We start from the raw sequence: 22070 nt of genomic DNA, 5'->3' as shown, positions 1-22070 counted from the left end.
CGAGGTCACTCCGCCACCGCGCCGGCCAACCATGCGCGGGTGGCCCTTCTCCTAGTGCCGTCCACACGCATACCGGGCGCCGCCACCTCGACGTTCGACCCGGTTCGCCGGTCCGACACCACGAACGCGACCTGGCATGTCTTGTCCCTCGCGAAGCCGGCGTCAAGGGCGGCAGGAAATCGTTGACAGAGACTTATCCCACATGCCAACATGGCGTATCGCTTGACGTGAATGAGATTCAAGCGGTCGAGATGTAGATCGACGGTCCCGGTGATGCCGAGTGCCCCGGAGATGGCCGACCTTCTGCTGACGTATCCCCTTGTTCGGATGCGCGCCACCCATCGCGCGTGACGGACGCTACGTCAGAGAGGAGTCGATCCGAATACATCATCACCAGTTGTTGCGACTCGTCTTCGATGGGTCGCACCCGCCCTTCAGCACCGGGTCCTCGGCGGCCGTTGCTGAGACCGCGGCACCCCGTCTCTGATTCGGCGTCCCCGCGACGTCAATTCGTGACGCCTGATTTTGGGCGCGAGCCTTCTTTGGCGACCCCAGCAAATCCAATCGCTGCCTACAAGTGAGGAACCATGACGACCATTTCAAAGCTTGCGCTCGGCGGATTGACCGTTGTTCTCGGATTGACCATCAGTGCCTGTGGATCGGACTCGAACGCTGCCGACAAGTCGGCCCGTCAGCCGGTGGAAGGCGCCACCGACGTCGCGGGCTACGCGCCGGACGACGCGGCATGTCAGCGGAACAAGGATGCAGGGAAGATCACCTACATCTCGTCCTACAGCTACGCCGCCAGCGGCTCGATCATGGACGTCTTCATGGCGCGCGACCTGGGCTACTACGACGCCCTGTGCCTCAACGTCGAGATGAACACCGCCGGTGCGTCGGGCCAGCAGCTGGTCAACGCCAACAAGGCCCAGTTCACCTCCGTGGGGTCGGCGCCCAGCGTCCTGGACACCGTGGTGAACGCCGACAACATCACCGCGGTGGCGACCTACGGCACCACCGACCCTCACTGCATCCTGGCCCACAAGAGCATCAAGACCCTCAAGGACCTGGAGGGCAAGCGGCTCGGCTACTTCACGCAGGTCGCCCCGGTCGCCCGGGCACAGCTCGCCAAGGCCGGCGTCGACCTGGACAAGGTGACGTTCACCAAGATCACCAACTACGACCCGACCATCGTCACCCGCGGCACGATCGACGCCGAGATCGCCTACGCGTCGAGTCAGTGCGCCAGCCTCAAGGAGCAGGGCATCGAGTTCAGCGAGTTCCTGCCGGCCGACGCAGGCGTCGAGAGCACCTACAGCGTGATGGAGGTGAACTCGACCTTCCTGGAGGAGCACCGGGACACCGCCGCCGACTTCATGCGGGCCACGTTGAAGGCGCTCCAGTACTGCCTGGACAACGAGGACAAGTGCGTGGAGCACGTGACCGAACTGGCCGCCGAGGACAACCAGGGCGACTCGTTCCCGTTGGACCAGCAGAGGCGAACCTGGGCCGTGGAGTCGCAGTGGATCCGGGACAGCACGGTCAAGCCGCTGGGCGCCCACACCCGTGAGGAGTGGGAGGCAGCCGCTGCCCTGACCCGGGAGTTCAGCGACGTGAAGGAGATCCCGGACCTTGACACCGTGGTCGACTTCGACCTGGTCACGGACCTGTACGACGCCGACGGCGTACTGATCTGGCCGGGCGAATGAACGCGGCGCTGACCACCGCGGGTGCCGAGGTCACGGCACGAGGAGTCACCAAGACGTTCGGCGTCCGGGGCCAACCGGTCACGGTTCTCGATGACGTCGACCTGCGCATCGCCCCGGGCGAGTTCGTCTCGGTGATCGGCCCCAGCGGCTGCGGCAAGTCCACGCTGCTGCGCATCATCGCCGGCCTCCTGGATGCCGACGAGGGCTCGGTCGCGATCAACGGCGAGGCGGTTCCCCAGGCGATCCGCCACAAGGCGATGGGACTCGTGCCGCAGACCCCCGCCCTCCTGCCCTGGCGCTCGGTACGTGACAACGTCCTGTTGCCCACGCAGGTGAACACCGCAGCCAACGCGGGCCGCAACCTGTTGGACGTCGACGAGCTGCTCACCTCCTTCGGCCTGGGGAAGGACCTGCGCAAGTACCCGCGGCAGTTGTCCGGCGGCATGCAGCAGCGCGTCGCGATCGCCCGCGCCTTCGTGTTCGACCCGCCCGTCCTGCTCATGGACGAGCCGTTCTCTGCGCTGGACGAGATCACGCGAGACCAGCAACGACTGGGGCTCTTGGACTTCTGGCAGTCCAACCGGCGTTCGGTCATGTTCATCACCCACTCGGTTCCCGAGGCGATCCTGCTTTCGGACCGCGTGGTGCTGATGGCGGCTCGACCGGGACGAATCGCCGAGATCACCGAGATCGACCTGCCACGACCCCGGGACGAGTCGGTGTTCCTGAGTCCGCAGTTCCGTGAGTACGAGATCCGAATCCGGGAGGGCCTGAGGAGGGTGATGAAGAATGTCCAGGACTGAGAAGGCATCCGGCGTGACCATGCAGCTGGAGCAAACGCGTCGACCACGTGCCGAGAAGGCCGCCGGAAATCCCGCGAAGAGGGTGGTTCCGCAGGTTTCTGCCCGGGCGCGCTGGCGTTTCGGTCTCTGGGTCCCACCCCTGGTCACCTTTGTGCTGCTGGGGATCGCCTGGGAGTACGTGGCACACTCGAATCCCTTCGTCATCCCGCCTCTGGGCAATATCGTCGAGAGCATCACGAGCGACCCGAGCGCTTATTGGAACAATCTCCTGGTCACCCTGAAAGAGGTGGCCGTAGGAGGCGGCGCTGCCATCGTCCTGGGCTATCTGTTGGCCGTCCTGATGTGCGAGTTCAAGATTCTGGAACGCGCTCTCATGCCGGTCGTGATGGTCATCATGGTGACCCCGGTCATCGCGATCGCTCCGGCCCTGGTGGTGGCCTTCGGATTCGGGATGCTGCCCAAGTACATCGTCACCATCATCGTGGCGATCTTCCCGATCCTGATCAACTCGCTGGCCGGGCTCAGGGCGGTGGACCCGGGCACGCTGGACGTGCTCCGCGTGGTCAACGCGAGCAGGTGGGAGATCTTCTGGAGGCTACGGCTCCCGGGGAGCATGCCGTACTTCTTCGCCGGACTGAGGATCGCCATCCCCTTCGCCATCATCGGGGCCGCGGTCGCCGAGTTCGTGGCTGCCGGAGAGGCCGCCGGGCTGGGAGCCATGATCTCCATCGCCGCATCCCAGGCGAACCTCGAAGTGACCTGGGCCGGAATCTCGATGTTCTGCGTGCTGGGCCTGCTCTTCGTCGCTGCGTTGACGCTCCTGCGCAGACGGGTCCTGTGGTGGGACAACCACGGCCGCGCCCCCAAGTAGTGCCCGAGCCGGCCCGGGACCCGCGCGGACGGGCGGCCGGCAGCGACGTTCAAGAGTCCACAGATGAGTGAGAGAAGAAGGTGTTCGTTGTGAAACCTGGAGTGAAGTTCACCAGCATGATCGAGTCCACGAAGGAGGACTGGGACCTCATCACGCCGGGCTGGGCGACCGAGCAGAGCAAGGTGCCCGAGCACGCCCTGCAGATGTTGCGGACCCTGGGGGACGCCAAGGGTGAGTTCCCGATCACTCGGCTCGAGCACTCCCTGCAGACGGCCACCCGCGCCGAGGCAGACGGTCGGGACGAGGAGTACATCCTCTGCGCGTTGCTGCACGACATCGGGGACGTGATGGCTCCGGCCAACCACCCCGACATCGCCGCGGCGATCCTGAAGCCGTTCGTCTCCGAGGCGAACCACTGGATGGTCGCCAACCATGACGTCTTCCAGGGGTACTACTTCTGGCACCACCTCGGGTGGGACCGCAACGCCCGGGAGAAGTTCCGTGGCTCCGAGTACTTCGAGTACACCGAGGAGTTCTGCTTCAAGTACGACCAGGCCGCGTTCGACCCGGACTACGTGAGCGCCCCACTGGAGCACTTCGAGCCGCTGGTGCACAAGATCCTGTCCCGCAGGAACTCGTTCTGAGCGCTGGGGTCGGGGCTGGCTCTGGCCGGCCCCGCCCCCGCCTGCTGTGCCCCCGGACGTGTGGAGCTGGGGAGTTCGTTCGTCACGGTCCGGAGGAGGGGAGATGTCGTTGCCTGCGTTCAGGGTCGAGGACCTGCGGGTGTACGAGTTCGAGTTCGATGGGTTGCCCCATGCCATGGTGCGGGTGCGACTCGATCAGGGGGTGACCGGGTTCGGCGAGGCGAGCGATGGATACGGGTTTGCCCATCCCGGTCTGCTGCGCACGATCGTGCAGGACGTGCTGGCGCCGCTGCTGGGTCGACCGGGCATGGTCTCGGTGCCCCAGGTCGCCGGTCTGCTGAAGTCGGAGCTGCGGCGCCGACCTGGGCTCGCCGGCCCGGTCGGCCACGCCGTGAGCGCGGTCGAGATGGCCCTGTGGGACGCGGTGGGTCGCCGGGACGGGCTCAGCGTGCGCAGCATGCTGGGCGGCCACCGGGAACGGCTCGGGGTCTACGCCTCCAGCCACTTCCTCTTCCAGGGCGATGCCGACTGGCACGTGCGCAACCTCGAGCCCTGGCTGGCGCGCGGGGTGGGTGCGGTGAAGCTCCGGCTGGGACTGGACTGGCGTACGGACCTGGCCACCCTGGCTCAGGTGCGCGATCGGCTGGGGCCGACGGTCGACATCTTCGTGGACGGCACGGAGCACTACAGCCTGGACACGGCCCTGCGCGTCAGCCGGGCCCTGGCGGACCTGGGGGTCTCGATGTTCGAGGAGCCCATCCCCCAGGAGCGACACCTGGGCGTGCAACGGCTGGTGGAACAGTCTGCGGTGGCGATCGGGTACGGCGAGCACTTCGGCATGTCGGGGGACTACGACCGCGCGATCAGGGACGGGCGTGCCGACGTCCTCCAGCCGGACCCGGCCACATCCGGGGGGCTGCTGGAACTGGTGCGGGTCGGGGAGCTCGCCGAACTGGCCGGTGTGCCCGTCATGCCGCACTCGGCCGCCGGTCCGGTCGCCTTCGCGGCGAACCTGCACGCCTCCAGTGCCCTCAAGACCCTCCGCCTGGTGGAGTTCCCCTACTCGATGGCCGAGCCGTGGCACGAGATCCTCGACATCAACCCGTTCACCCTCGAGCACCTGGAGCGGGGTGCGTTCGCGGTGCCGACGGGCCCGGGCCTGGGCATCGAGGTCGACGAGGCCGCACTGGTCGGCCGCTCTGCTCGGGTCGCCGACATCGAGGTGCCGGCCAGCACGGCTGCTTGGACGGACTGGTCACAGGGCAACGTCTGACCTGACCTGGTCGAGCGGAGTGCTGGGTGAGCAGCCCGTTCCAGGAGGATGAGCAACAGGTCGGACCACTCCGAGTGCTCCGACTACTCGGCGATCGCGTCGGCGACCCAGGTGACGAGCGGGCGCAGCCGGCGCCAGTCGTCGCGCACGCGGTCGAGCAGCTCGGCGGTGTGCACGAACGGCTCGAAGCCGTAGGACCGCATGCCGAGGACGGTCCTCATCTTCAGCAGCTCGATGCGCGGGTGGTCCTTCTCGTAGCCCCGGGGCGCGGTCTTGAGCCGCTCGCCGGCCACCTCGAAGCCGCCGCGCTCCAGGTCGCGCAGGATCCGCTGCAGCACCCTGCCCGTCCTCTCCTCGGCCATCGCCTCCCGCAGCCGAGCGAGATGGGCGCCGGACGCGTCGTAGATCCCGCCGCCGACCCGGACTCCGGGCGCCGCCACCTCGACGTACCACCCGGTCGCCGGACCCACGCCCACGAACGCACCCTGGTGGGTCTTGTAGGGCGTCTTGTCCTTCGCGAAGCGCACGTCGCGGTAGGGCCGGAACACCTTCGCCGGGCCGAACTCCTGGCCCAAGGCGTCGGTCAGCGCCACCATCGGCGCCTTCACGCTCTCGGTGTAGACCGACTTGTGCGCCTCCCAGAACGACTTGGTGTTGTCGACCTCGAGGTCGTCGTAGAAGTCGAGCGCCGCGACGGGGAAGCCGGTGAAGTCCGTCATGGGAGAAGGGTAGGCGGCTCCGGCGAGGCGTCGTACCCGGCATCTCGGTCGCGATCCGAGCGCGATCCCAGCGGGGATGACGGGTGCGACGGCACCGGCACGTTCCAGCGTAGAGCGTGCTGGATGCCAACCACCATCCGCCGAAGGCTTGCCGCCGTGCCAGGCCGGGACGCACCCCACTCGACCGCGTGCGTGGCAGCGTGTCGCCGCATATCGGAGCGGACGACGAGGTTCGAACTCGCGACATTCAGCTTGGGAAGCTGACGCTCTACCAACTGAGCTACGTCCGCATGCCCCGAAAACCGGAGCGTGGAGGATGCTACCCGATGGGTTGGAAGGTACTGCGCTTCGGCTCCACTCCGTCGCCAGACGAGCGCCCGGTGACCCGCCGCTGCACCCAGGGCGCGAGGTGGGTGCGGGCCCAGACCAGGTTGGCGGCGCGCTGCTGCCGGGCGCTCAGGACGGGCGCCGGGGTGGGCGGGATCGGCTCGAGGTCGTGGGCGATGCCGAGGGCGTCCAGGGCGGAGATGGCGATCATCTGGTGACCGACGGCGTTGAGGTGGAGGCGGTCCTCGTCCATCACCTCGGCGACCTTCCACCCGCGCATCCGCCACATGTCGACGAGCGTCGCGCCGTGCTTCTCCGCGATCTCGCGGACCCACTCGTTGAAGATCGCGGTCCGGCCGCGGATCACCTTGATCACGCCGTTGAGGCCGGGGTCGGCGATGGTGAACATGACGACGTGTGCGCCGCTGGCGGCGAGCCGGCCGATGGCCTCGTCGTACGACGCCGCCAGGGCGTCGATGTCGACCTTGGGCCGGAGGACGTCATTGCCGCCGCCGTGGATGCTGACCAGGTCCGGGCGCAGCGCGATCGCGGCGTCGACCTGCTCGGCGATGATCGCGGGCAGCTTGCGGCCGCGGATCGCCAGGTTGGCGTAGCCGAACTCCGCGCCCTCGGCCGCGGCCGCGGCGGCGAGCGCCTCCGCGGTCCGGTCGGCCCATCCGCGCAGGCCGTTGGGGCGCGCCGGGTCGGGGTCACCGACCCCTTCGGTGAACGAGTCGCCCAGGGCGACGTACCTGCTGAACGTCATCCCAGCATTCTGCGCCCGTGATCGGCGCCACGCGCAACCGGCACCGGCCGGTAGGGTGCGGGGCGTGCTGCTCAGCGACCGCGACATCACCGCCGAGATCGACGCAGGCCGGATCGGCCTGGAACCGTACGACCCGGGGCTGATGCAGCCGTCGTCGGTGGACTTCCGCCTGGACCGCTTCTTCCGCGTCTTCGACAACCACAAGTACCCCTCGATCGACCCCGCGGCCGACCAGTCCGACCTCACCCGCGTGGTGGAGCCCGAGGGTGACGAGCCGTTCATCCTGCACCCCGGGGAGTTCGTGCTCGGGTCGACGTACGAGGTCGTGACGCTGCCCGACGACATCGCCGCCCGCGTCGAGGGCAAGTCCTCGCTGGGCCGTCTTGGCCTGCTCACCCATGCGACGGCCGGCTTCGTCGACCCGGGCTTCTCGGGGCACGTCACGCTCGAGCTGGCGAACGTCGCGACGCTGCCGATCAAGCTCTACCCCGGCATGAAGATCGGGCAGTTCTGCTTCTTCCGGCTCTCCTCGCCGAGCGAGCACCCGTACGGCTCGGAGAGGTACGGCTCGCGCTACCAGGGCCAGCGCGGCCCCACGCCGTCGCGCTCGTTCCAGAACTTCCACCGTACGACGATCTGACGCTCGGGCATCCCCTGCGCCGGTCGGGCGGTGCAGCGTCCGACAGGCGCAGGAACCACCGGCCGACCGGGATTCGTCCGGTTAGGTTAGCCTGACCTCATGACTGTCGAGCAGAACGAGTACGTCGCCACGCTGCCCATGCTCCTCACCGAGGTCGAGGTGCTGCGGGTCGAGCGCGTCTCGCCGTCGTTCGTGCGCGTCGAGCTCGGCGGCGCGGCGCTGGCCGACCTCGGTCCCGACGGACCGGTCTACGACCAGCGGATCAAGCTCATCTTCCCCAACGCGGCAGGCACGCTGCCGTCGTTCGCGCACGCGGACGAGTCCTGGTGGACCACCTGGATCGAGATCCCGGAGCACGAGCGGGGCTCGATGCGGACCTACACGATCCGCGACATCCTCGGCGAGGGACCGGACACCCGCCTCGTCGTCGACATCGTGGTGCACGAGAGCGACGACGCCGACGGACACGGCGACGCCCTCGACGGCGCGGGCAACCGCTGGGCGCTCCAGGCGGCGCCCGGGCAGCGTCTGGTCACGCTGGCGCCCCGGAAGGGCCACGAGTTCGGCGGCATCGAGTGGTCGCCCGGCGACGCCCACCGTCTGCTGCTGGTCGGCGACGAGACCGCCGTCCCGGCCATCCGCGGCGTGCTCCGCGACCTGCCGGCCGACGCGACCGGCGCCGCATACCTCGAGGTGCCGGTCGACGCCGACATCCAGGAGCTCGTCGCACCGGCGGGCGTCCGCGTGACCTGGCTGCCGCGCAACGGCGGCGCCCGCGGCGAGGAGCTCCACGCCGCGGTCCTCGCGCACCTCACCGGCGCCACGCCCACCGAGGCCATCGTCGTCACCGACGACGAGATCGACCCCGACCTCTGGGAGACGCCGGTCCACTCCTCCTCCGGCGAGGAGGTCGCCACCGCGACGGCCGTCCCGACCGGCGACGCGCCGTACGCCGGCCTCTACGCGTGGATCGCCGGCGAGTCCAAGGTCGTGACCGGCCTGCGGCGCAAGCTGGTCAAGGACCTCGGCCTCGACCGGCGCCAGGTCGCCTTCATGGGCTACTGGCGCGAGGGCGTCTCCATGCGCTCCTGAAGCGCGGTCAGGCCGCGCCCCACAGCGCGAGGTACGCCGCTCGGTAGTCGGCGTCGCCGTCCCACATCCCGTTCTCCGACGAGTCGACGACCGCGCGAGCCACCTCTGCGTCGATGAGCTTCACTCCGAGACCGTAGACGGCGTCCGACGCCGGGATGCCGGCGAGCACGCGCAGCATGCTGTCCGCCGCGGCCCAGCCGATGCCGTCGAGCGAGAACGCGGTCGTCGCGGCCTGACCGCAGTCCGAGGCGATGCACTGGGTCGCGTCCACCGTGCCGTTCGAGCCGAGCACGAGTACGTCGTCCCGGCCCACCGACCGCAGGCCCTGCAGCAGTGGCGGCACCGCGTCGTCGTAGTCGACGTAGAAGGTGTTGACGTCGGGGTGACGCTGGACGAGCTGCTGGACCAGGCGCGGGACGCCGACGGCCAGGTCCGCCGAGGTGAAGGTCTGCTCCTCCAAGACCTCGCACGACGAGCACGCGTCGAGTCCTTCGACGAAGCCGCGGTAGCGAGGCTCGAGGACGGCGAAACCCTCGTCATGCAGGACCAGGGCCTTGACCGCGCCCTTCAGTTCGGTGATCGCGAGGTCGGCCAGGAGGGTGCCGGTCGCCGTGTAGTCGGCGACGGTCGGTCCGACGTTGGCATCCACGAGCTCGCTCTCGCCCAGCGCGGCGAGACTGACGACCGCGACACCCTGGCGCCGCGCCTCCCCCAACGCCTGCTGCACGGTCTCGGGGTCGATCGCCGAGGTGATGATCCCGTCCGGGCGCAGTGCCAGGGCCTGCCGGATGGCGGCGTTCTGCTTGTCGCTGGTGCCCTGTCCATCGATCAGCTTGGCGCGGAGTCCGGCCGCCTCGAGCGCCTCGACCGCACCCCGGGCCGGGTCTGCGCAGCCGGGCTGCGCGGCGTTGCACGCAACGACAGCCACGAAACTGCCCGTGGGCGCCTTGATCGGCGCATCCGGCAGGTCGGCAGGCAACGCGTCGCGCGCCGACGCGACCCGTTGCGCAGCGGCGGCGACGCTCTCCTGGTCGATATCCGTGCTGGCGCCGCCGGCCCCGTCGCCACAGGCACTCAGCACCGCGAGGGCTGTGACGGCCAGAGTGAGTCGGACCGTCATGCTGTTCGTTCGAGTCAACGCTTCTCCTCAGTAGCAGTGCGGGTGATACGGACGACGACCTTTCCCAGAGAGGCGCCATCGCGAAGGTCGGCCAACGCGGTCTCCACGTCGTCCAGGTCGTGGACCGCGCCGACCGGCGGACGAATCCGATGACGCTCGACGAAGGCGAGCATCGCGGCGAACTCCGGGGCGCTCGCCATCGAGCTCCCCGTCACCGAGACCTGCCGGAAGAACAGATCCCGCAGGTCGAGCTCCGTCAACGCCCCGACCGTCGCGCCGAAGCTGACGAGCCGCCCTCCCGGCCGCAGCGTGCCCAGCGCGCGGCGGAAGGCCGGCGCGCCGACCGAGTCGAGGACGACGTCGACGTCGCCGAGCTCCGCGGACCAGTCCGCGTCGTCGAGCACGCCCGCGTCCGCGCCGAGCGCGGCTGCATGCTCGAGCGCCCGCGCCGAGCGGGAGGTGGCCGCCACCCAGGCGCCCGCGGCGTGCGCCAACGTGATCGCGAGGCCGGCGACCCCACCGCCGGCGCCGGTGACCAGCACCCGGGTCCCGTCGGCGACGCCACCCTGACTGAACAGTGCGCGGTACGCCGTCATCGCCGCGAGCCCCAGCCCGGCGGCCTCGTCGGGCTGGAGGTGGGCAGGCGCGGGGACGACGTTCTCCCACGGCAGGGCGACGTACTCGGCGAGGGTGCCGGGTCGCGGATCGCCCAGCACCTCGGGGACCAAGGGAGGTCGGGTCGGGTCGGACCAGCCCAGGCAGGGGTTCACGATGACGGTGCGGCCGAGCATGGCGTCGTCGACGCCGGGTCCGCAGGCCACGACCTCGCCTACGGCGTCGGAGCCGAGCACGAGTCCGCGCACGGTGTCGTCCGCGCGGTCGAGCACGAAGAGGTCGTGCCGGTTGAGTCCCGCGCGGTCGACGCGCAGCAGCACCTCCCCGGGGCCGGGCACCGGGACCGGGACCTCGCACACTGTCACCCGGCCGCCGGGGCCGCCCTCGCACACGGCGGCGCGCATCAGGCGCGGGGTCGGGGTCTGCTCAATCACGTGGATCCTCCTCGAGTAGGGCGGCGGCCAGGTCCAGCAACCGCAGGTCGGTGCCGTGGGCGCCGACGATCTGGAGCCCGGAGGGCATCTGGTCGGCGAGCGAGAGCGGGACGGAGAGCGCCGGCTGGCCGGTCACGTTGGCGAAGCCGGTGTTGCCCAGGACCGCCCAGCCGCGGCGCACCTGCTCCTCAGGTCCCGCGGCCACCACCGGGAACGGGGGGAACGGCGTGGTCGGGGTGAGCACGAAGTCGAATTCGGCGAGCAGCGCCGTGAACGCGGCGGTCATTGCTCCCGCCTGCGCGGCGGCCCGACTGTAGGCCTCACCCGGACGGGTCCGAGCGAGCGTGCGCGCCGCGGCCAGCGTCACGCGTACGGCGGGACTGAGCCGCTCCTCGTGTCGGCGCACTCCGTCCTCGAGCGCGCGGGTGAGCTCACGCCACTCGACGTGCCGGTGCCCGAATCCGGACGCCGTACCGGCGAGCGTCGCTGCCAGCCCCTCGACGAACAACCCGGTGGCGACCGGGCCGAAGGCGTCGGGATCGAGGTCGGTCTCGACGACGCTCACCCCCAGCGCCCGGACGGCGTCGCAGTCGCGACGGAATGCCGCGGCGACCTCGGGCGCCGACCGGTCGACCAGTGCGCGCAGCACGACGGCCCGAGCGCCTACCGGTCCGGCGGAGGTCGACTCCGAGAGACGGGGCACGCCGCGCTGGCGCAGATCGGTCCCGTCGTCGACGGCGATCGCACCCAGCACGCGGCGCAGCACGCCGGCCGTGCGCGCGAGCAGGCCGATGTGGTCGAGGCTCGGCTCTCCCGGCACCACCCCGGTGTACGGCACCAGGCCGCGGGTCGGCTTGAGCCCGAGGACCCCGCACCACGACGCTGGGACACGCGACGAACCGCCCTGGTCGGTGCCGATCGCGACATCGACGCCGTCGAGGTGGAGAGAGGCCGCGGCACCGCCGGACGAGCCGCCCGCGCTGCGGGTCGGGTCGTGCGGGTTGAGCACGGGGCCGTCGACGCACGAGTCGCCACCACCGGAGAAGGCGAGGTCGTCCATCGTGGTGACGGCGACCAGCTCGGCACCGGCGTCCAACAGCTCCCGCACGACCGAGGCGTCACCCGACGGGATGAAGTCGGGCAGGGCCGCCGAGCCGCAGGTCAGCGGCACCCCACCGATCGCGACCGAGTCCTTGACCGAGACCCGGAGCCCGGACAACGCACCGGTCCGGGCACCACGCACCGAGATCCACCGGCGCACCGCGTTCCACGGGTCGTCAGACCGCGCGCCGGCTCGCGCCTCCCGCTCCACGGTCGGCGTCAGCGCGAGCGCAGGCACTGCCGGGAGGTGCTCGCCGGCAGCGACGAGGTCGGCGACGACGGCCGCCGGCGGCTCCACGGCGCTCACCATCCCGCCACGAGATCGGTGAGCCGGTGCAGCCGGAGCTCCAGCGACGCGATCAGCCACGCCCCGTCCACGCAGACGAAGCGATCACGGTACGTGCCGGTGGCGACCACCGAGCCCGCAGGTCCCGGCGCTGCTCGTCGGTCGGTGGCGAGCTGCACCAGCTCCCACCTCCCGGCAGCGGTTCCGGCGTCGAGGTCGACGTCGACAGAGCCGTTGGCGAGGTAGTGCGCCGCCCAGGAGAACCGGTCGGCGCCCACCGTGGCGAGGAAGTCGGCGATGGCCGCGCGGCCGGTGAACGGACCGTCGTGGTTGCTGCTCCAGCTGCCATCGGGGGCGAACAGCGCAGCGAGAGCGGCACCGTCGTAGCCCTCGTCGCAGAGCTGGGCGTAGCGACGCTTGAGCCGGTGGACGGCGGATTCGGCCTCGAGCAGGTCGACCTGCCGGCCGAGCCGTGCGACCTGCGCGGCGAGATCGCCCGTCATCGGCTGAACCTGCCGCTGGTGAGCGCGACGGCCACGAGCAGGACGCCGCCCTTGAGCAGCGACTCGATGTAGAACGGCAGGCCGAGCTGCTGCAGGCCCGCGACCAGTGCCGCCAGGATGAGGACCGCGACCACGGTCCCGATCACGTTGTAGCGGCCGATCGTGTAGATCGCGGCACCGAGGAACACCGCGGCGAAGGCGGGCAGCAGGAAGCCCGCACCCACCTGGGGGTTGCCCGACCCGAGGATCGCCGCCTCGACGACACCGGCCAACCCGGCGACGGTGCCGGACGCGACGAACGAGCCGACGGTGAGCGTCGTCGTCGGCAGTCCGACCAGACGAGCGGCAACCGGTCCGTCGCCCATGGCGTAGAGGTAGCGTCCGGTCGGCGTCTTCTCCAGGATCCACCATGCGACGAGGCACAGGACGCCGGCGTACACGATCGGGAGCGGTACCGGACCGACCCGGTCGCCCAGGCTGCGGAAGCCGGGCGGCACGTTCTCGGCGAAGATCGAGCCGTTGGTCCACCACAGCGCGATGCCGAGCGCGATGCTGCCGGTGGCGAGCGTGGCGACCATGGCGTTGATCTCGAGCCACGCCACGCAGAACCCGTTGACCAGTCCGAACAACGAGCCGACCAGGACGCCCGCCAGACAGGCGACGGGCGTCGGGGTCTCGAAGAACTGGAAGCAGCCGATCGACACGATCATCGACAGCGTCAGCACGCTCGCGACCGACAGGTCGAAGTAGCCGGCCACGACCGGGATCAGGATCGCGATGGCGAGGATCAGGCCGACCGCCTCGTTTCCGAGCACGGCGGTCATGTTGGTCATCGTGGGATAGGTGACCGGCAGCAGCACGCTGAACAGGACGACGACACCGACCACGCCGTAGAACCCGAACCAGCGTGGATGGAGGAGGCCGCCGACGCCGCGCCGGGCAGGTCCCTCCTGAGCGAGGTGGACCTCGGGCACCTGAGTCTCGCTGATCTCGGTGGTCACTTGTCTTCCGGCCTTTCGTTGGTTGCCGCGAGATGCAGCACGTCTGTCTCGTTGAGTCCCTCGTTGGGGAGCTCCGCCCTGATCGCGCCGCGCCGCATCACGAGGATCCGGTCGCTGATCGTGATCAGCTCGCCGATGTCCGACGAGACGGCCACGACGGCCATCCCGTCAGCGGCCATCTGCCGCACGGTCGCGTGGATCTGCTGGCGGGCATGGACGTCGACGCCCTGGGTCGGCTCGTCGAGCAGGAGGACCGACGGCCGGGTCTGCGCGCAGCGGCTGATGATCGCCTTCTGCTGGTTGCCGCCGCTGAGCAGGGCGAATCGGCGCTCGGGCATCCGCGGGCGGATGTCGAGAGCCTCCATCGACTCGGCGGTCCTCCGGCGCTCGCTCCGCGCCCTGATCCACCACGGGCGCGACAGCTCCGGCAGCGCGGCGATCGTCAGGTTCTCCGACAGCGTCATGCCGGCGAAAGCCGCCTGTCCACGCCGGTCCTCCGGCACGAACGCGATGCCGTTGCTCCGGGCGACCCGCGGGCTGCCGCCGGGCACGCTCCTGCCATCGACGACGACCCGGCCGCCTTCGCGTCCCTGCGCACCCGCGATCATCCGGAGCAGGGTGCTTCTGCCCGACCCGAGCAGGCCGGCGATCCCGACCACCTCACCCGCCTGCACCTGCAGGTCCAGGTCGCGAACCCGACCGCCCGTGACCCCCGCGCAGACCAGGGTCGGCTCGCCGCCGCGTGCCGACGCGACACGTACGACGGACCCGTGGGCCGTGTCACCGCCGGCCATCAGGTCGGCCAGCTCGCGTTCCGTGGTCGTGCTGGCCGACTCACTCCCCACCAGCCGGCCGTCGCGCAGCACCGACACCCGGTCGGAGAGCTCGATCAGGGCGGCCAGGTCGTGGGTGATGTAGAGCACCGGGATGCCGCGCTCGGCGACCCGCCGTACCAGGTCGGTGACGAGGGACGCCTCGTGCTCGGGAAGGGAGGCGGTCGGCTCGTCGAGGACCAGAAGTCCCCGGTCGTCGAGATCCTGGACGGCACGGGCGATGGCGACCATGGTCCGCTCGGTGGGCGAGAGCTCCCCGAGCACCGCGCGCGGGTCGACGCCCTCGATGCCGAGGCGGGTGAGCACCTCGCGGCTGAGCTCACGCTCGCGTCCGACCCGCACCCGCGTCGCCCTGCTGCGTCCGTAGAAGGAGCCGAGGGAGATGTTGTCCGCCACCGTCATCGTCGGGAAGACCGCCGGGTCCTGGTGGAGCACGCGGAGCCCGAGCTCGGTCGCCTTGGCCGGGGTGAGCGAGCGGTGCGACTCGGTCCCGAAGCGAAGCGTGCCCTCGTCGGGGGTGTAGACCCCCGCCAGGATCTTGACCAGGGTCGACTTCCCCGAGCCGTTCATTCCCGCCAGGCCGTGGATCTCGCCCCTTCCGAAGCCGATCGAGACTCCGTCCAGCGCCGTCTGACCGCCGAAGCGCTTGGTGATGCCGATGAGCTCGACGCTCGCCGTGGTCATCAGCCGACCTTCCAGAGCGTCCGGTACGCCGCCTCGTAGTCGACGTCGCCGCCCCAGAGTCCGTCGATGTCCTGAGCGATGCCCTGATCGATCAGCTTGACGCCGATGACCTCGGCGGCCGGCTCCGGGCTCTCTCCGGCGAAGATCCGGTTGAGCGCGTCCACGTCCGACCAGCCGATCCACCCGAGCGCGAACGCGGTCGTCGCCGACTGGCCGCCGCCCTCGCGGATCAGTTGGATCGCGGCCGACGTCCCGTCGGATCCCAGGACGACCTTGCCCTCGGTCCCGATCGAGCGGAGTCCTTGGAGCACCGCCGGCACGGCGTAGTCGTAGTCGATGTAGATGGTGTTGAAGTCGGGGTGACGCTGGGCCATCTGCTGTACGAGGCGCGGCACGGAGTTGGCCAGGTCGGAGAACGTGAAGGTCTGGTCCTCCTGGATGGTGCAGGTCGTGCACTCCCTCAGCCGGTCGACGAACGCACCGTGCCGGTCCACGAGCACGTCGAAGCCGGTGTCGTGCAGCACCAGTGCCTTCACCCTTCCCTTCGTCCGGGTGATCGCGTAGTCGGCGAGCAGCGATCCACTCAGCTTCCAGGCCTCGGTCGAGGGGTTGTCGGAGAAGTCGACCAGGTCGGACTTCGTCGCCGACGACGCGACGACCTTCACTCCCTGACGGCGAGCCTCGTCCAGCGCTCCCTGGATGGTCTTCGGGTTGATGGCGAAGGTGATGATGCCGTCGGGCTTCAGAGCCAGCGCCTGCCGGACCGCGGCGTTCTGCGTGTCGGCGGTGTCCTTGCCGTCGATCATCTGTGCCCGCCAGCCGATCTCCTCGGCAGCGTCCAAGGCTGCCCGCGCCGGCTGGGCGCAGCCCTCGGAGGCGACCGAGCACGGGATCATGATGACGAACTTGTCCTTCTGGACCGGCGGACTCGACGACGGCGCACCGGTGGTGACGTCGGCCATCGCGGCCTTCACCCGGGCCTCGGACTCCTTGACGATGGCGGCCGCGTCGGCATCCGAGCCGCCGCCACCGGCACCCGCGGACTGGCAGGCCGCGAGCAGAGGCGTGACCAGCAGACCGACGGCGAGCAGGCCGCGGGCCGGGCGACGACCGCGAGCGGGCCGAAGGTGGTGGATGTTCATGCGATCTCCTTGAGGTTCTCCCGGTCGGTGCCGGCTCGTGCGAGGCCGCCGAGCCGGCAAGAGGTCTGCCCTAGCCGTCGTGGGCGGCGAGCGAATAGCGGTCCTGTGACCAGTCGCCGAGGTGGTGGGCCATCAGGCCGAAGTCGACGTGGATCCGCCGGTACCGCCAGCAACCGTCACGCCACACGAACTCGTTGTCGTAACGGCCCGCGAGCCAGCCCGCTCGCGCCGTACCGCCGGTCTCGTCGACGCAGGGCATCAGCAGGTACCAGACGCCGGTCGCGTGCCGCTCGTCCTCGGCGAGCGTGATCCGCACCGGCACGTTGACGTGCAGCGCCCAGGGATACGCCGCCCCGGCCACGCGGAAGTGCTCGGCGATCTCGTCGCGACCGCGCCGGACGACACCGTTCGGCGCGCTCTCCCACACGCCGTCGGCGACGAACAGGTCCGCGATCCGGTCGGGTGGGAAGCCCTGGTCGCACAGCTCCGCGTAGCGGCCGTGCAGCTCCTCGATCGCCACCCGATGCTCGAGCCTGCGAAGGGCCGTGCTGGTCATCGCCGGACCTCGTCACGTGCCCATTGCTCCTGCCCGAGGGGCTCGGGCAGGTCCAGCTCGGCGACATAGGTGCCGTACTCGATCCGCAGCGTCGCCTCGCCGTACGCGAACACGCCGCTCGGACGCTCGGCGAGAAGGTAGAGAGGGTCCGAGACGCTTCGGCTCCAATGGAGCTCGGCCCGGCCTGTCTGCACGACCCTGGCGTCGGCGAAGGTCCACGGAAGACGGACCAGACGGCACACGTCGTACCCGCGCCCGTCGGCGCTGGGTATCACCTTCGCGGTGTGGTGCTCGCCGAACCAGGTCGGCACGAGCTCGGTCCCGGCCGTCTCGTCGACATCGACCGACGCGCCGCGCAGCAGCCGCAGATCGGAGGCGCTCACGATCGCGAAGGAGATGCGGCCGTCCGCCTCGAGCAGCTCGACCTGACGGACCTGCTTCTTCGGCAGACCGAACAGCTCGCGGCCGAGGATGCCGTGGTTGAGACCGGCCACGAACGTCTCGAGGGCGTACGCGCCGGGCACACCGTCTCTCGCGCAGGCGAGCGAGACCCCACCCTGAAGGTACGGCGGCCGTACGTCGGCGCCCTTGCCGTCGTCGAAGGTGGCGTTGCTGAACTCACCGAGCCAGAGCGCCGCCCGCGGCCGCTCGGGCAGGGCGAGGGGCGCCGGGAGCGCCCGGCGCGCGACGTCGGCGTCGACGTCGTACACGACGGTCAGCCAGCGGACGCCGACCGTCTCCTCCCCCGCGCGGAACAGCGGGGCGAAGGCGGGCATCGACAGGGGCGTCATGCGACGGTCACCGCAACGTCGTGGGCAGCGCGGCGCAGCGCGTCGAGGATGCGGGAGGCGTCCGGGACGACAGCGCCCGCCAACTGAACGGCGGCGGGGATCCGCGTGGGCGGCGTCCCGACCCGCACCAGCGGCACGCGCAGAGCGATCCCGGCCTCTGCGACCTGCGCCGCGATCTCGCTGCCGAAGCCCCCGAAGGTGTGGGCCTCGTGAGTGATCACGACCCGACGGGTGCGCTCGATGCTGCCGAGCACCGTGTCGGCGTCGAACGGACGGATCCAGCGCAGGTCGACCACCTCGACGTCGATGCCCTCCGCCGCGGCGGACTCGGCGGCGGCGAGTGCCCGGTGGAGCATCGAGCCCCAGGTCACCAACGTCACGTCGCTGCCGGGCCGACGGATGGCCGCGCCGCCGATCGGCTCGACCGGACCGCCGGTGAGGATGCTCTCCTTGCGTCCGTGGTAGAGCGTCCGGTTCTCGATGACCACCGTCGGGTCGTCGTCCGCGATCGCCGCGAGCGTCAGGTCATAGGCATCCTGGTGGGTCACCGGCATGCAGACGTTGATCCCTGGGATCTGCGCGAACAGCGCCTCGAGCGACTGCGAGTGCTGGGCGCACGCGCCGGGCGCGGAGCCCTGCTGGGTGCGGATGGTGAGCGGAGCCGACAGCCGGCCACGCGACACGTAGCGGACGTTCGCCGCCTGGTTGGCGATCTGGTCGAAGGCGACGAGGGCGAAGTCGGCCCACATGATCTCGACGATCGGGCGGGCACCCATCATCGCCGAGCCGACGGCCCCACCCAGGATGGCCGACTCGGAGATCGGCGTGTCGAAGACGCGCTCGCCGAACAGCCGGCGCAGGCCCTTGGTCACGCCGAAGACGCCACCGGGCAAGGCGACGTCCTCACCGAAGAGGAGGGCCTCGGGCCAGTCGGTCAGCGCCCGTCGCAACGCGGCGTTGACGCTCTCGGCGTACGACAGGGTCTCGGTGCGGATCTCCGTCGGCGTGGTCAGCTCAGGCATAGAGGTGCTCCATGACGCTCGTGGGGTCGGTCAGCGGGGCGGCCGTGGCCTCGGCGACGGCCGCGGCCACCTCGGCCGCGACCCGGGCCTCCACCTCCCGCAGTACGTCGGAGCCCGCGCCGAGCCCGGCCAGCACACGGGTGAGCCGGCCGATCGGCTCGGCGGCCATCGAGGCCTCGACCTCACCGGCGGGCCGGTACTGCTGAGCGTCGCCGATGTAGTGGCCCACCAGACGCTGGGTGAGCATCTCGAGCAGGACCGGACCGGCGCCCTTGCGCGCGCGCTCGGTGGCCTGGCTCATCGCGGACGCGACCGCCTCGGGGTCGTTGCCGTCGACCCGCGCCCCGGGCATGCCGTAGCCGGCGGCTCGCTTGAAGAGCCGCTCGATGCGCACCATGCTCGCGATCGGGGTGAGCTCGGAGTAGCTGTTGTTCTCGACGACGAAGATGACCGGCAGCGAGCGCACGGCCGCGAAGTTCATCGCCTCGTGCACCGAGCCCTGGTTCATGGCGCCGTCGCCGAACGCTGCGACCGCGACCCGGCCGGAACCGTCGAAGGTCGCGGCGAGCGCCGCGCCGGCCGCGATCGGGGCGCCGGCACCCACGATCGAGTTCTCGCCGTACATGCCGTAGTCGGGCGCCGTGAAGTACGCCGAGCCGCCGCGTCCGCCGTTGACGCCGACCGTGCGGCCCATCAGCTCGCCGAACAGCTGCACCAGCGGCACACCGCAGGCGATCGCCCAGCCGTGCCCGCGATAGGTCGGGAAGACCGCGTCGCGGGTCAGGTCGAGTGCGGCGCAGGAACCGACGTAGATCGCCTCCTGGCCGTTGCACAGGTGCACCGAGCCGACGATCTCCTCGCGCGCCCGCAGCTCCTGGACCTTCTCCTCGAACTGACGGATCCGCACCATCTGCTCCAGGTGGACCGACAGTGCGGCCACCCGTTCCTCGTTGCTCACTTGCTCTCCATCGGTTGGTGCGACCCGTCTGGTGGCGGGCCGCCTCGGTCGGGTGGTTCGGACAGGTCGGGTAGCGAGAGCCGACCGGTCGTCATCAGTCGGGTCGCGATGGACGCCGCCTGCGTCGCGCTCTCGATGAGACGGGCCTTGCTCCGCTGGAATCGCTCGGTCGGCACCGAGACCGTGAAGGCGCCGAGTGGGTTGCCGTCGCGGTCGAAGTAGGGCGCGGACACGCAGCTGACCCCGTCGACGTACTCCTCACGGTCGATCGCGAAGCCCTGGCGCCGGGTCTGGACGAGCTCGACCCTGAGCTCCTCGAAGTCAGTGATGGTGTTGGCGGTGAGCGCGACCAGGCGCACTCCCGAGAACATGGCGGCGACGTGCTCCTCGGGCAGGTGGGCGAGCACCGCCTTGCAGGACGCGCGGGCGTGCATGTCGCCGGTGTATCCGACCGCGAGGCGCCCGACGTTGAGCGCATGGAGGCCCGCGATGTAGTGCAGCAGCACGATGTTCCCGTCGCGCCACCCGGAGATGTACGCCGTCTCCCGAGTCAGGTTGTGCAACCGCGTCAACACGAGCGCGAGCTCCGGCTGGATCGCGTACTTGGCCTGCACCGCCTTCGCGTAGGCGTGGGACCGCGGGCCGACGTCGTAGGTGCCGTCCTCGAGGCGGGCCAGGAAGCCGCAGCCGACCAGGGTGCGCAGCACGTGATAGCAGCTGCTCGTCTTGAGATCCATCTCGCGCGCGACCCGCTTGGCGGTGATCGGGCCGTGCTCGGCGACGTACTCGAGCATCGCGATCCCGCGCTCGAGCGTGCTCAGCGTGCTGGAGGCGCTCATGCCAGCCCCGCCAGGGCCAACGCCAGGGTCTTTGCGCAGTCCAACACGTCGACCATCGCCACCGACTCGTCGGGCGCATGCGCGAGGGCCACGTCGCCGGGGCCGAAGACGACCGTCGGGACCAGCGCGGCGCCGTACACGGCCGCGTCGGAGCCGGCGGTGAATCCGGTCAGCTCCGCGCTCCCGGTGGTGAGTTCGCGCGCGCGGACCAACGCGCGGACCACGTCGCTGTCCTGGTCCGTGTCCCACCCCGGCAGACCCATGTGGTCCCAGACCAGCTCGGGCCGGTGGTCGCGCAGCCACGGGTCCCGGTCGGCGACCTCGTCGATCGCGGCGGCGAAGGCGGCGCGCGCCTCCCGCACGGACTCCCCCGGTTGCAGCCCGTAGCGACCAGTCATCCGGGCGTGCGCGGGCACGGCAGCGCGATAGGTGCCGGCGCTCACCTCTCCGACCACGAACGGCATCGGGTCGGGGACGCCGGCAAGCAGCGGGTGCCGGTAGCGGGCCGAGCGTCGCTGCGCCTCGGCCTGCATCGCCTCCCGGACCAGGAGGAGCTTGGCGAACGCGTCGACGCCCTCCCAGGGCGCGGAGCTGTGCGCGGCTCGTCCACTCACCCGGACGTCGAAGAACTGGAGACCGGTGTTGACCGTGACGATCCGGCCGCAGGTCGGCTCGAGCACGATGGCGCCGGCCACCTCCGTGAGGTCGAGGGCTCGCACCGCCTCCCGGGTGCCGACCCCGGTCGTCTCCTCCCCCACCACCAGCTGGAGCTCGATCCGATGGGCGAGCTCGATCCCGGCGCTCTCGAGCGCCAGGAGCGCCCCGATGCCGGCCACGATGCCGCCCTTCATGTCGACGGTGCCGCGACCGTGGATCCGCCCGTCGACCACCTGACCCGAGTACGGCGAGCGCGTCCAGGCGTCTGCGGGCCCGGGCGGCACGACGTCGAGGTGGCCGTTGAGAACGAGCAGTGGGCCGTCGGCCGCGCCCCGGCGGACGACGACATTGGCGCGGTCGTGGCCCGCGGTCGGCTCGACCGTCACCAGCGTCGGCGTCCAGCCGCGCGCCGTCATCCACTCGTGCATCAAGACGGCGACCTCGCCTTCGCCGCCGGTCACGCTGGGACAGCGGACGGCCCGCACGAGCAGCTCGGTCAACGGCGCGCTCAGCACGTCGACGGCGTCGCGGATCCGGGTCACGTCCCGGTCTGTCAGATCGATCACGAAGGTGCCTCCTCGGGGCATGATCCTCACCACATCGCCGACCTGGTGCGCCTAAAGCGAACGGCGATTTCGACTATCTGAAATTTCCCACCGTGCACGCCGGAGCGCACGAGCGGAC

22 protein-coding genes and 1 tRNA gene are annotated in these 22070 nt (G+C 70.4%); 7 read left to right on the top strand and 16 right to left on the bottom strand.

Annotated features, from left to right (window positions below; all coding sequences use genetic code 11):
- Positions 1 to 698: 698 nt before the first annotated feature.
- From ACPZVR_RS01370 to ACPZVR_RS01350, 5 genes are all read left to right on the top strand, one after another.
- On the top strand, positions 699 to 1709 hold the full coding sequence (locus ACPZVR_RS01370) for an ABC transporter substrate-binding protein (RefSeq protein WP_436697769.1): 1011 nt from the start codon (positions 699 to 701) through the stop codon (positions 1707 to 1709).
- The gene (locus ACPZVR_RS01365) at positions 1706 to 2512 is read left to right on the top strand and encodes an ABC transporter ATP-binding protein (protein ID WP_436697768.1); all 807 of its coding nucleotides are present in this window, start codon (positions 1706 to 1708) and stop codon (positions 2510 to 2512) included. Before ACPZVR_RS01370 ends, ACPZVR_RS01365 begins: the two co-directional genes overlap by 4 nt.
- A 19-nt stretch (positions 2513 to 2531) precedes the next feature.
- Positions 2532 to 3383: an ABC transporter permease gene (locus tag ACPZVR_RS01360; protein ID WP_436698212.1), complete on the top strand. Its 852-nt coding sequence runs from the start codon at positions 2532 to 2534 to the stop codon at positions 3381 to 3383.
- A gap of 116 nt (positions 3384 to 3499) precedes the next feature.
- Positions 3500 to 4027, top strand: a complete 528-nt coding sequence (locus ACPZVR_RS01355; RefSeq protein WP_436697767.1) for an HD domain-containing protein — start codon at positions 3500 to 3502, stop codon at positions 4025 to 4027.
- Between the two features lie 103 nt (positions 4028 to 4130).
- Positions 4131 to 5300, top strand: a complete 1170-nt coding sequence (locus tag ACPZVR_RS01350) for a mandelate racemase/muconate lactonizing enzyme family protein (protein WP_436697766.1) — start codon at positions 4131 to 4133, stop codon at positions 5298 to 5300.
- An 83-nt stretch (positions 5301 to 5383) separates the two neighbouring features.
- On the opposite strand, the gene ACPZVR_RS01345 is transcribed toward ACPZVR_RS01350, so the two are convergent.
- The 3 genes from ACPZVR_RS01345 to ACPZVR_RS01335 form a co-directional block, all read right to left on the bottom strand.
- The gene (locus ACPZVR_RS01345; protein ID WP_436697765.1) at positions 5384 to 6019 is read right to left on the bottom strand and encodes a DUF2461 domain-containing protein; all 636 of its coding nucleotides are present in this window, start codon (positions 6017 to 6019) and stop codon (positions 5384 to 5386) included.
- 217 nt (positions 6020 to 6236) lie between these two features.
- Positions 6237 to 6309, bottom strand: a tRNA-Gly gene (locus ACPZVR_RS01340).
- Between the two features lie 29 nt (positions 6310 to 6338).
- Positions 6339 to 7112 (bottom strand): SGNH/GDSL hydrolase family protein, encoded by a 774-nt coding sequence (locus tag ACPZVR_RS01335; protein ID WP_436697764.1) that lies wholly within the window; start codon positions 7110 to 7112, stop codon positions 6339 to 6341.
- Positions 7113 to 7176: 64 nt separating this feature from the next.
- On the opposite strand from ACPZVR_RS01335, the gene dcd reads away from it, so the two are divergent.
- Together dcd and ACPZVR_RS01325 are read left to right on the top strand one after the other, a co-directional pair.
- Positions 7177 to 7752, top strand: a complete 576-nt coding sequence (gene dcd / locus ACPZVR_RS01330) for a dCTP deaminase (protein WP_308086840.1) — start codon at positions 7177 to 7179, stop codon at positions 7750 to 7752.
- A 99-nt stretch (positions 7753 to 7851) separates the two neighbouring features.
- A complete protein-coding gene (locus ACPZVR_RS01325; protein ID WP_436697763.1) occupies positions 7852 to 8844 on the top strand; it encodes a siderophore-interacting protein in 993 nt (330 codons plus the stop codon).
- A gap of 7 nt (positions 8845 to 8851) precedes the next feature.
- On the opposite strand, the gene ACPZVR_RS01320 is transcribed toward ACPZVR_RS01325, so the two are convergent.
- The 13 genes from ACPZVR_RS01320 to ACPZVR_RS01260 all read right to left on the bottom strand — a co-directional run bounded on the left by ACPZVR_RS01320 (position 8852) and on the right by ACPZVR_RS01260 (position 21952).
- Entirely contained in the window at positions 8852 to 9964 is a 1113-nt protein-coding gene (locus tag ACPZVR_RS01320) for a sugar ABC transporter substrate-binding protein (RefSeq protein WP_436697762.1), read from the bottom strand.
- A 14-nt stretch (positions 9965 to 9978) separates the two neighbouring features.
- Entirely contained in the window at positions 9979 to 11013 is a 1035-nt protein-coding gene (locus tag ACPZVR_RS01315; protein ID WP_436697761.1) for a zinc-binding dehydrogenase, read from the bottom strand.
- Positions 11006 to 12424 (bottom strand): amidase family protein, encoded by a 1419-nt coding sequence (locus tag ACPZVR_RS01310; protein WP_436697760.1) that lies wholly within the window; start codon positions 12422 to 12424, stop codon positions 11006 to 11008. The genes ACPZVR_RS01315 and ACPZVR_RS01310 overlap by 8 nt, the downstream gene beginning before the upstream one ends.
- Positions 12418 to 12903 carry a nuclear transport factor 2 family protein gene (locus ACPZVR_RS01305; RefSeq protein WP_436697759.1) on the bottom strand — a complete coding sequence of 162 codons (486 nt, stop codon included), beginning with the start codon at positions 12901 to 12903 and terminating at the stop codon, positions 12418 to 12420. Before ACPZVR_RS01305 ends, ACPZVR_RS01310 begins: the two co-directional genes overlap by 7 nt.
- Positions 12900 to 13904: an ABC transporter permease gene (locus tag ACPZVR_RS01300; RefSeq protein WP_436697758.1), complete on the bottom strand. Its 1005-nt coding sequence runs from the start codon at positions 13902 to 13904 to the stop codon at positions 12900 to 12902. Before ACPZVR_RS01300 ends, ACPZVR_RS01305 begins: the two co-directional genes overlap by 4 nt.
- On the bottom strand, positions 13901 to 15421 hold the full coding sequence (locus ACPZVR_RS01295) for a sugar ABC transporter ATP-binding protein (protein WP_436697757.1): 1521 nt from the start codon (positions 15419 to 15421) through the stop codon (positions 13901 to 13903). Before ACPZVR_RS01295 ends, ACPZVR_RS01300 begins: the two co-directional genes overlap by 4 nt.
- On the bottom strand, positions 15421 to 16563 hold the full coding sequence (locus ACPZVR_RS01290; protein WP_436697756.1) for a substrate-binding domain-containing protein: 1143 nt from the start codon (positions 16561 to 16563) through the stop codon (positions 15421 to 15423). The genes ACPZVR_RS01295 and ACPZVR_RS01290 overlap by 1 nt, the downstream gene beginning before the upstream one ends.
- A 70-nt stretch (positions 16564 to 16633) precedes the next feature.
- Positions 16634 to 17119 carry a nuclear transport factor 2 family protein gene (locus ACPZVR_RS01285; RefSeq protein WP_436697755.1) on the bottom strand — a complete coding sequence of 162 codons (486 nt, stop codon included), beginning with the start codon at positions 17117 to 17119 and terminating at the stop codon, positions 16634 to 16636.
- Positions 17116 to 17910, bottom strand: coding sequence for an acetoacetate decarboxylase family protein (locus ACPZVR_RS01280; protein WP_436697754.1), 795 nt, complete (start codon positions 17908 to 17910; stop codon positions 17116 to 17118). Before ACPZVR_RS01280 ends, ACPZVR_RS01285 begins: the two co-directional genes overlap by 4 nt.
- The gene (locus tag ACPZVR_RS01275) at positions 17907 to 18932 is read right to left on the bottom strand and encodes an alpha-ketoacid dehydrogenase subunit beta (protein ID WP_436697753.1); all 1026 of its coding nucleotides are present in this window, start codon (positions 18930 to 18932) and stop codon (positions 17907 to 17909) included. The genes ACPZVR_RS01280 and ACPZVR_RS01275 overlap by 4 nt, the downstream gene beginning before the upstream one ends.
- On the bottom strand, positions 18925 to 19890 hold the full coding sequence (locus ACPZVR_RS01270; RefSeq protein WP_436697752.1) for a thiamine pyrophosphate-dependent dehydrogenase E1 component subunit alpha: 966 nt from the start codon (positions 19888 to 19890) through the stop codon (positions 18925 to 18927). The genes ACPZVR_RS01275 and ACPZVR_RS01270 overlap by 8 nt, the downstream gene beginning before the upstream one ends.
- Positions 19887 to 20729: an IclR family transcriptional regulator gene (locus ACPZVR_RS01265; RefSeq protein ID WP_282402692.1), complete on the bottom strand. Its 843-nt coding sequence runs from the start codon at positions 20727 to 20729 to the stop codon at positions 19887 to 19889. Before ACPZVR_RS01265 ends, ACPZVR_RS01270 begins: the two co-directional genes overlap by 4 nt.
- Positions 20726 to 21952 (bottom strand): M20 family metallopeptidase, encoded by a 1227-nt coding sequence (locus ACPZVR_RS01260; RefSeq protein WP_436697751.1) that lies wholly within the window; start codon positions 21950 to 21952, stop codon positions 20726 to 20728. The genes ACPZVR_RS01265 and ACPZVR_RS01260 overlap by 4 nt, the downstream gene beginning before the upstream one ends.
- Between the last annotated feature and the right edge of the window lie 118 nt (positions 21953 to 22070).

The sequence above is a fragment of the Nocardioides segetis genome, assembly GCF_051390595.1.
In the GTDB taxonomy this organism is placed as follows: Bacteria; Actinomycetota; Actinomycetes; order Propionibacteriales; family Nocardioidaceae; genus Nocardioides.
Note: the sequence above shows the minus strand (reverse complement) of the source record. Positions and strands in the feature narration are given on the sequence as shown.

What these genes read in the sequence shown, in the direction of transcription:
- ACPZVR_RS01345 (WP_436697765.1), bottom strand. Translation starts at nt 6,019, where the DNA reads ATGACGGACTTCACCGGCTTCCCCGTCGCGGCGCTCGACTTCTACGAC.
- ACPZVR_RS01305 (WP_436697759.1), bottom strand. Translation starts at nt 12,903, where the DNA reads ATGACGGGCGATCTCGCCGCGCAGGTCGCACGGCTCGGCCGGCAGGTC.
- ACPZVR_RS01360 (WP_436698212.1), top strand. Translation starts at nt 2,532, where the DNA reads ATGCAGCTGGAGCAAACGCGTCGACCACGTGCCGAGAAGGCCGCCGGA.
- ACPZVR_RS01355 (WP_436697767.1), top strand. Translation starts at nt 3,500, where the DNA reads ATGATCGAGTCCACGAAGGAGGACTGGGACCTCATCACGCCGGGCTGG.
- ACPZVR_RS01285 (WP_436697755.1), bottom strand. Translation starts at nt 17,119, where the DNA reads ATGACCAGCACGGCCCTTCGCAGGCTCGAGCATCGGGTGGCGATCGAG.
- ACPZVR_RS01275 (WP_436697753.1), bottom strand. Translation starts at nt 18,932, where the DNA reads ATGCCTGAGCTGACCACGCCGACGGAGATCCGCACCGAGACCCTGTCG.
- ACPZVR_RS01325 (WP_436697763.1), top strand. Translation starts at nt 7,852, where the DNA reads ATGACTGTCGAGCAGAACGAGTACGTCGCCACGCTGCCCATGCTCCTC.
- ACPZVR_RS01335 (WP_436697764.1), bottom strand. Translation starts at nt 7,112, where the DNA reads ATGACGTTCAGCAGGTACGTCGCCCTGGGCGACTCGTTCACCGAAGGG.
- ACPZVR_RS01310 (WP_436697760.1), bottom strand. Translation starts at nt 12,424, where the DNA reads ATGGTGAGCGCCGTGGAGCCGCCGGCGGCCGTCGTCGCCGACCTCGTC.
- ACPZVR_RS01280 (WP_436697754.1), bottom strand. Translation starts at nt 17,910, where the DNA reads ATGACGCCCCTGTCGATGCCCGCCTTCGCCCCGCTGTTCCGCGCGGGG.
- ACPZVR_RS01295 (WP_436697757.1), bottom strand. Translation starts at nt 15,421, where the DNA reads ATGACCACGGCGAGCGTCGAGCTCATCGGCATCACCAAGCGCTTCGGC.
- ACPZVR_RS01320 (WP_436697762.1), bottom strand. Translation starts at nt 9,964, where the DNA reads ATGACGGTCCGACTCACTCTGGCCGTCACAGCCCTCGCGGTGCTGAGT.
- ACPZVR_RS01350 (WP_436697766.1), top strand. Translation starts at nt 4,131, where the DNA reads ATGTCGTTGCCTGCGTTCAGGGTCGAGGACCTGCGGGTGTACGAGTTC.
- ACPZVR_RS01290 (WP_436697756.1), bottom strand. Translation starts at nt 16,563, where the DNA reads ATGAACATCCACCACCTTCGGCCCGCTCGCGGTCGTCGCCCGGCCCGC.
- ACPZVR_RS01365 (WP_436697768.1), top strand. Translation starts at nt 1,706, where the DNA reads ATGAACGCGGCGCTGACCACCGCGGGTGCCGAGGTCACGGCACGAGGA.
- ACPZVR_RS01265 (WP_282402692.1), bottom strand. Translation starts at nt 20,729, where the DNA reads ATGAGCGCCTCCAGCACGCTGAGCACGCTCGAGCGCGGGATCGCGATG.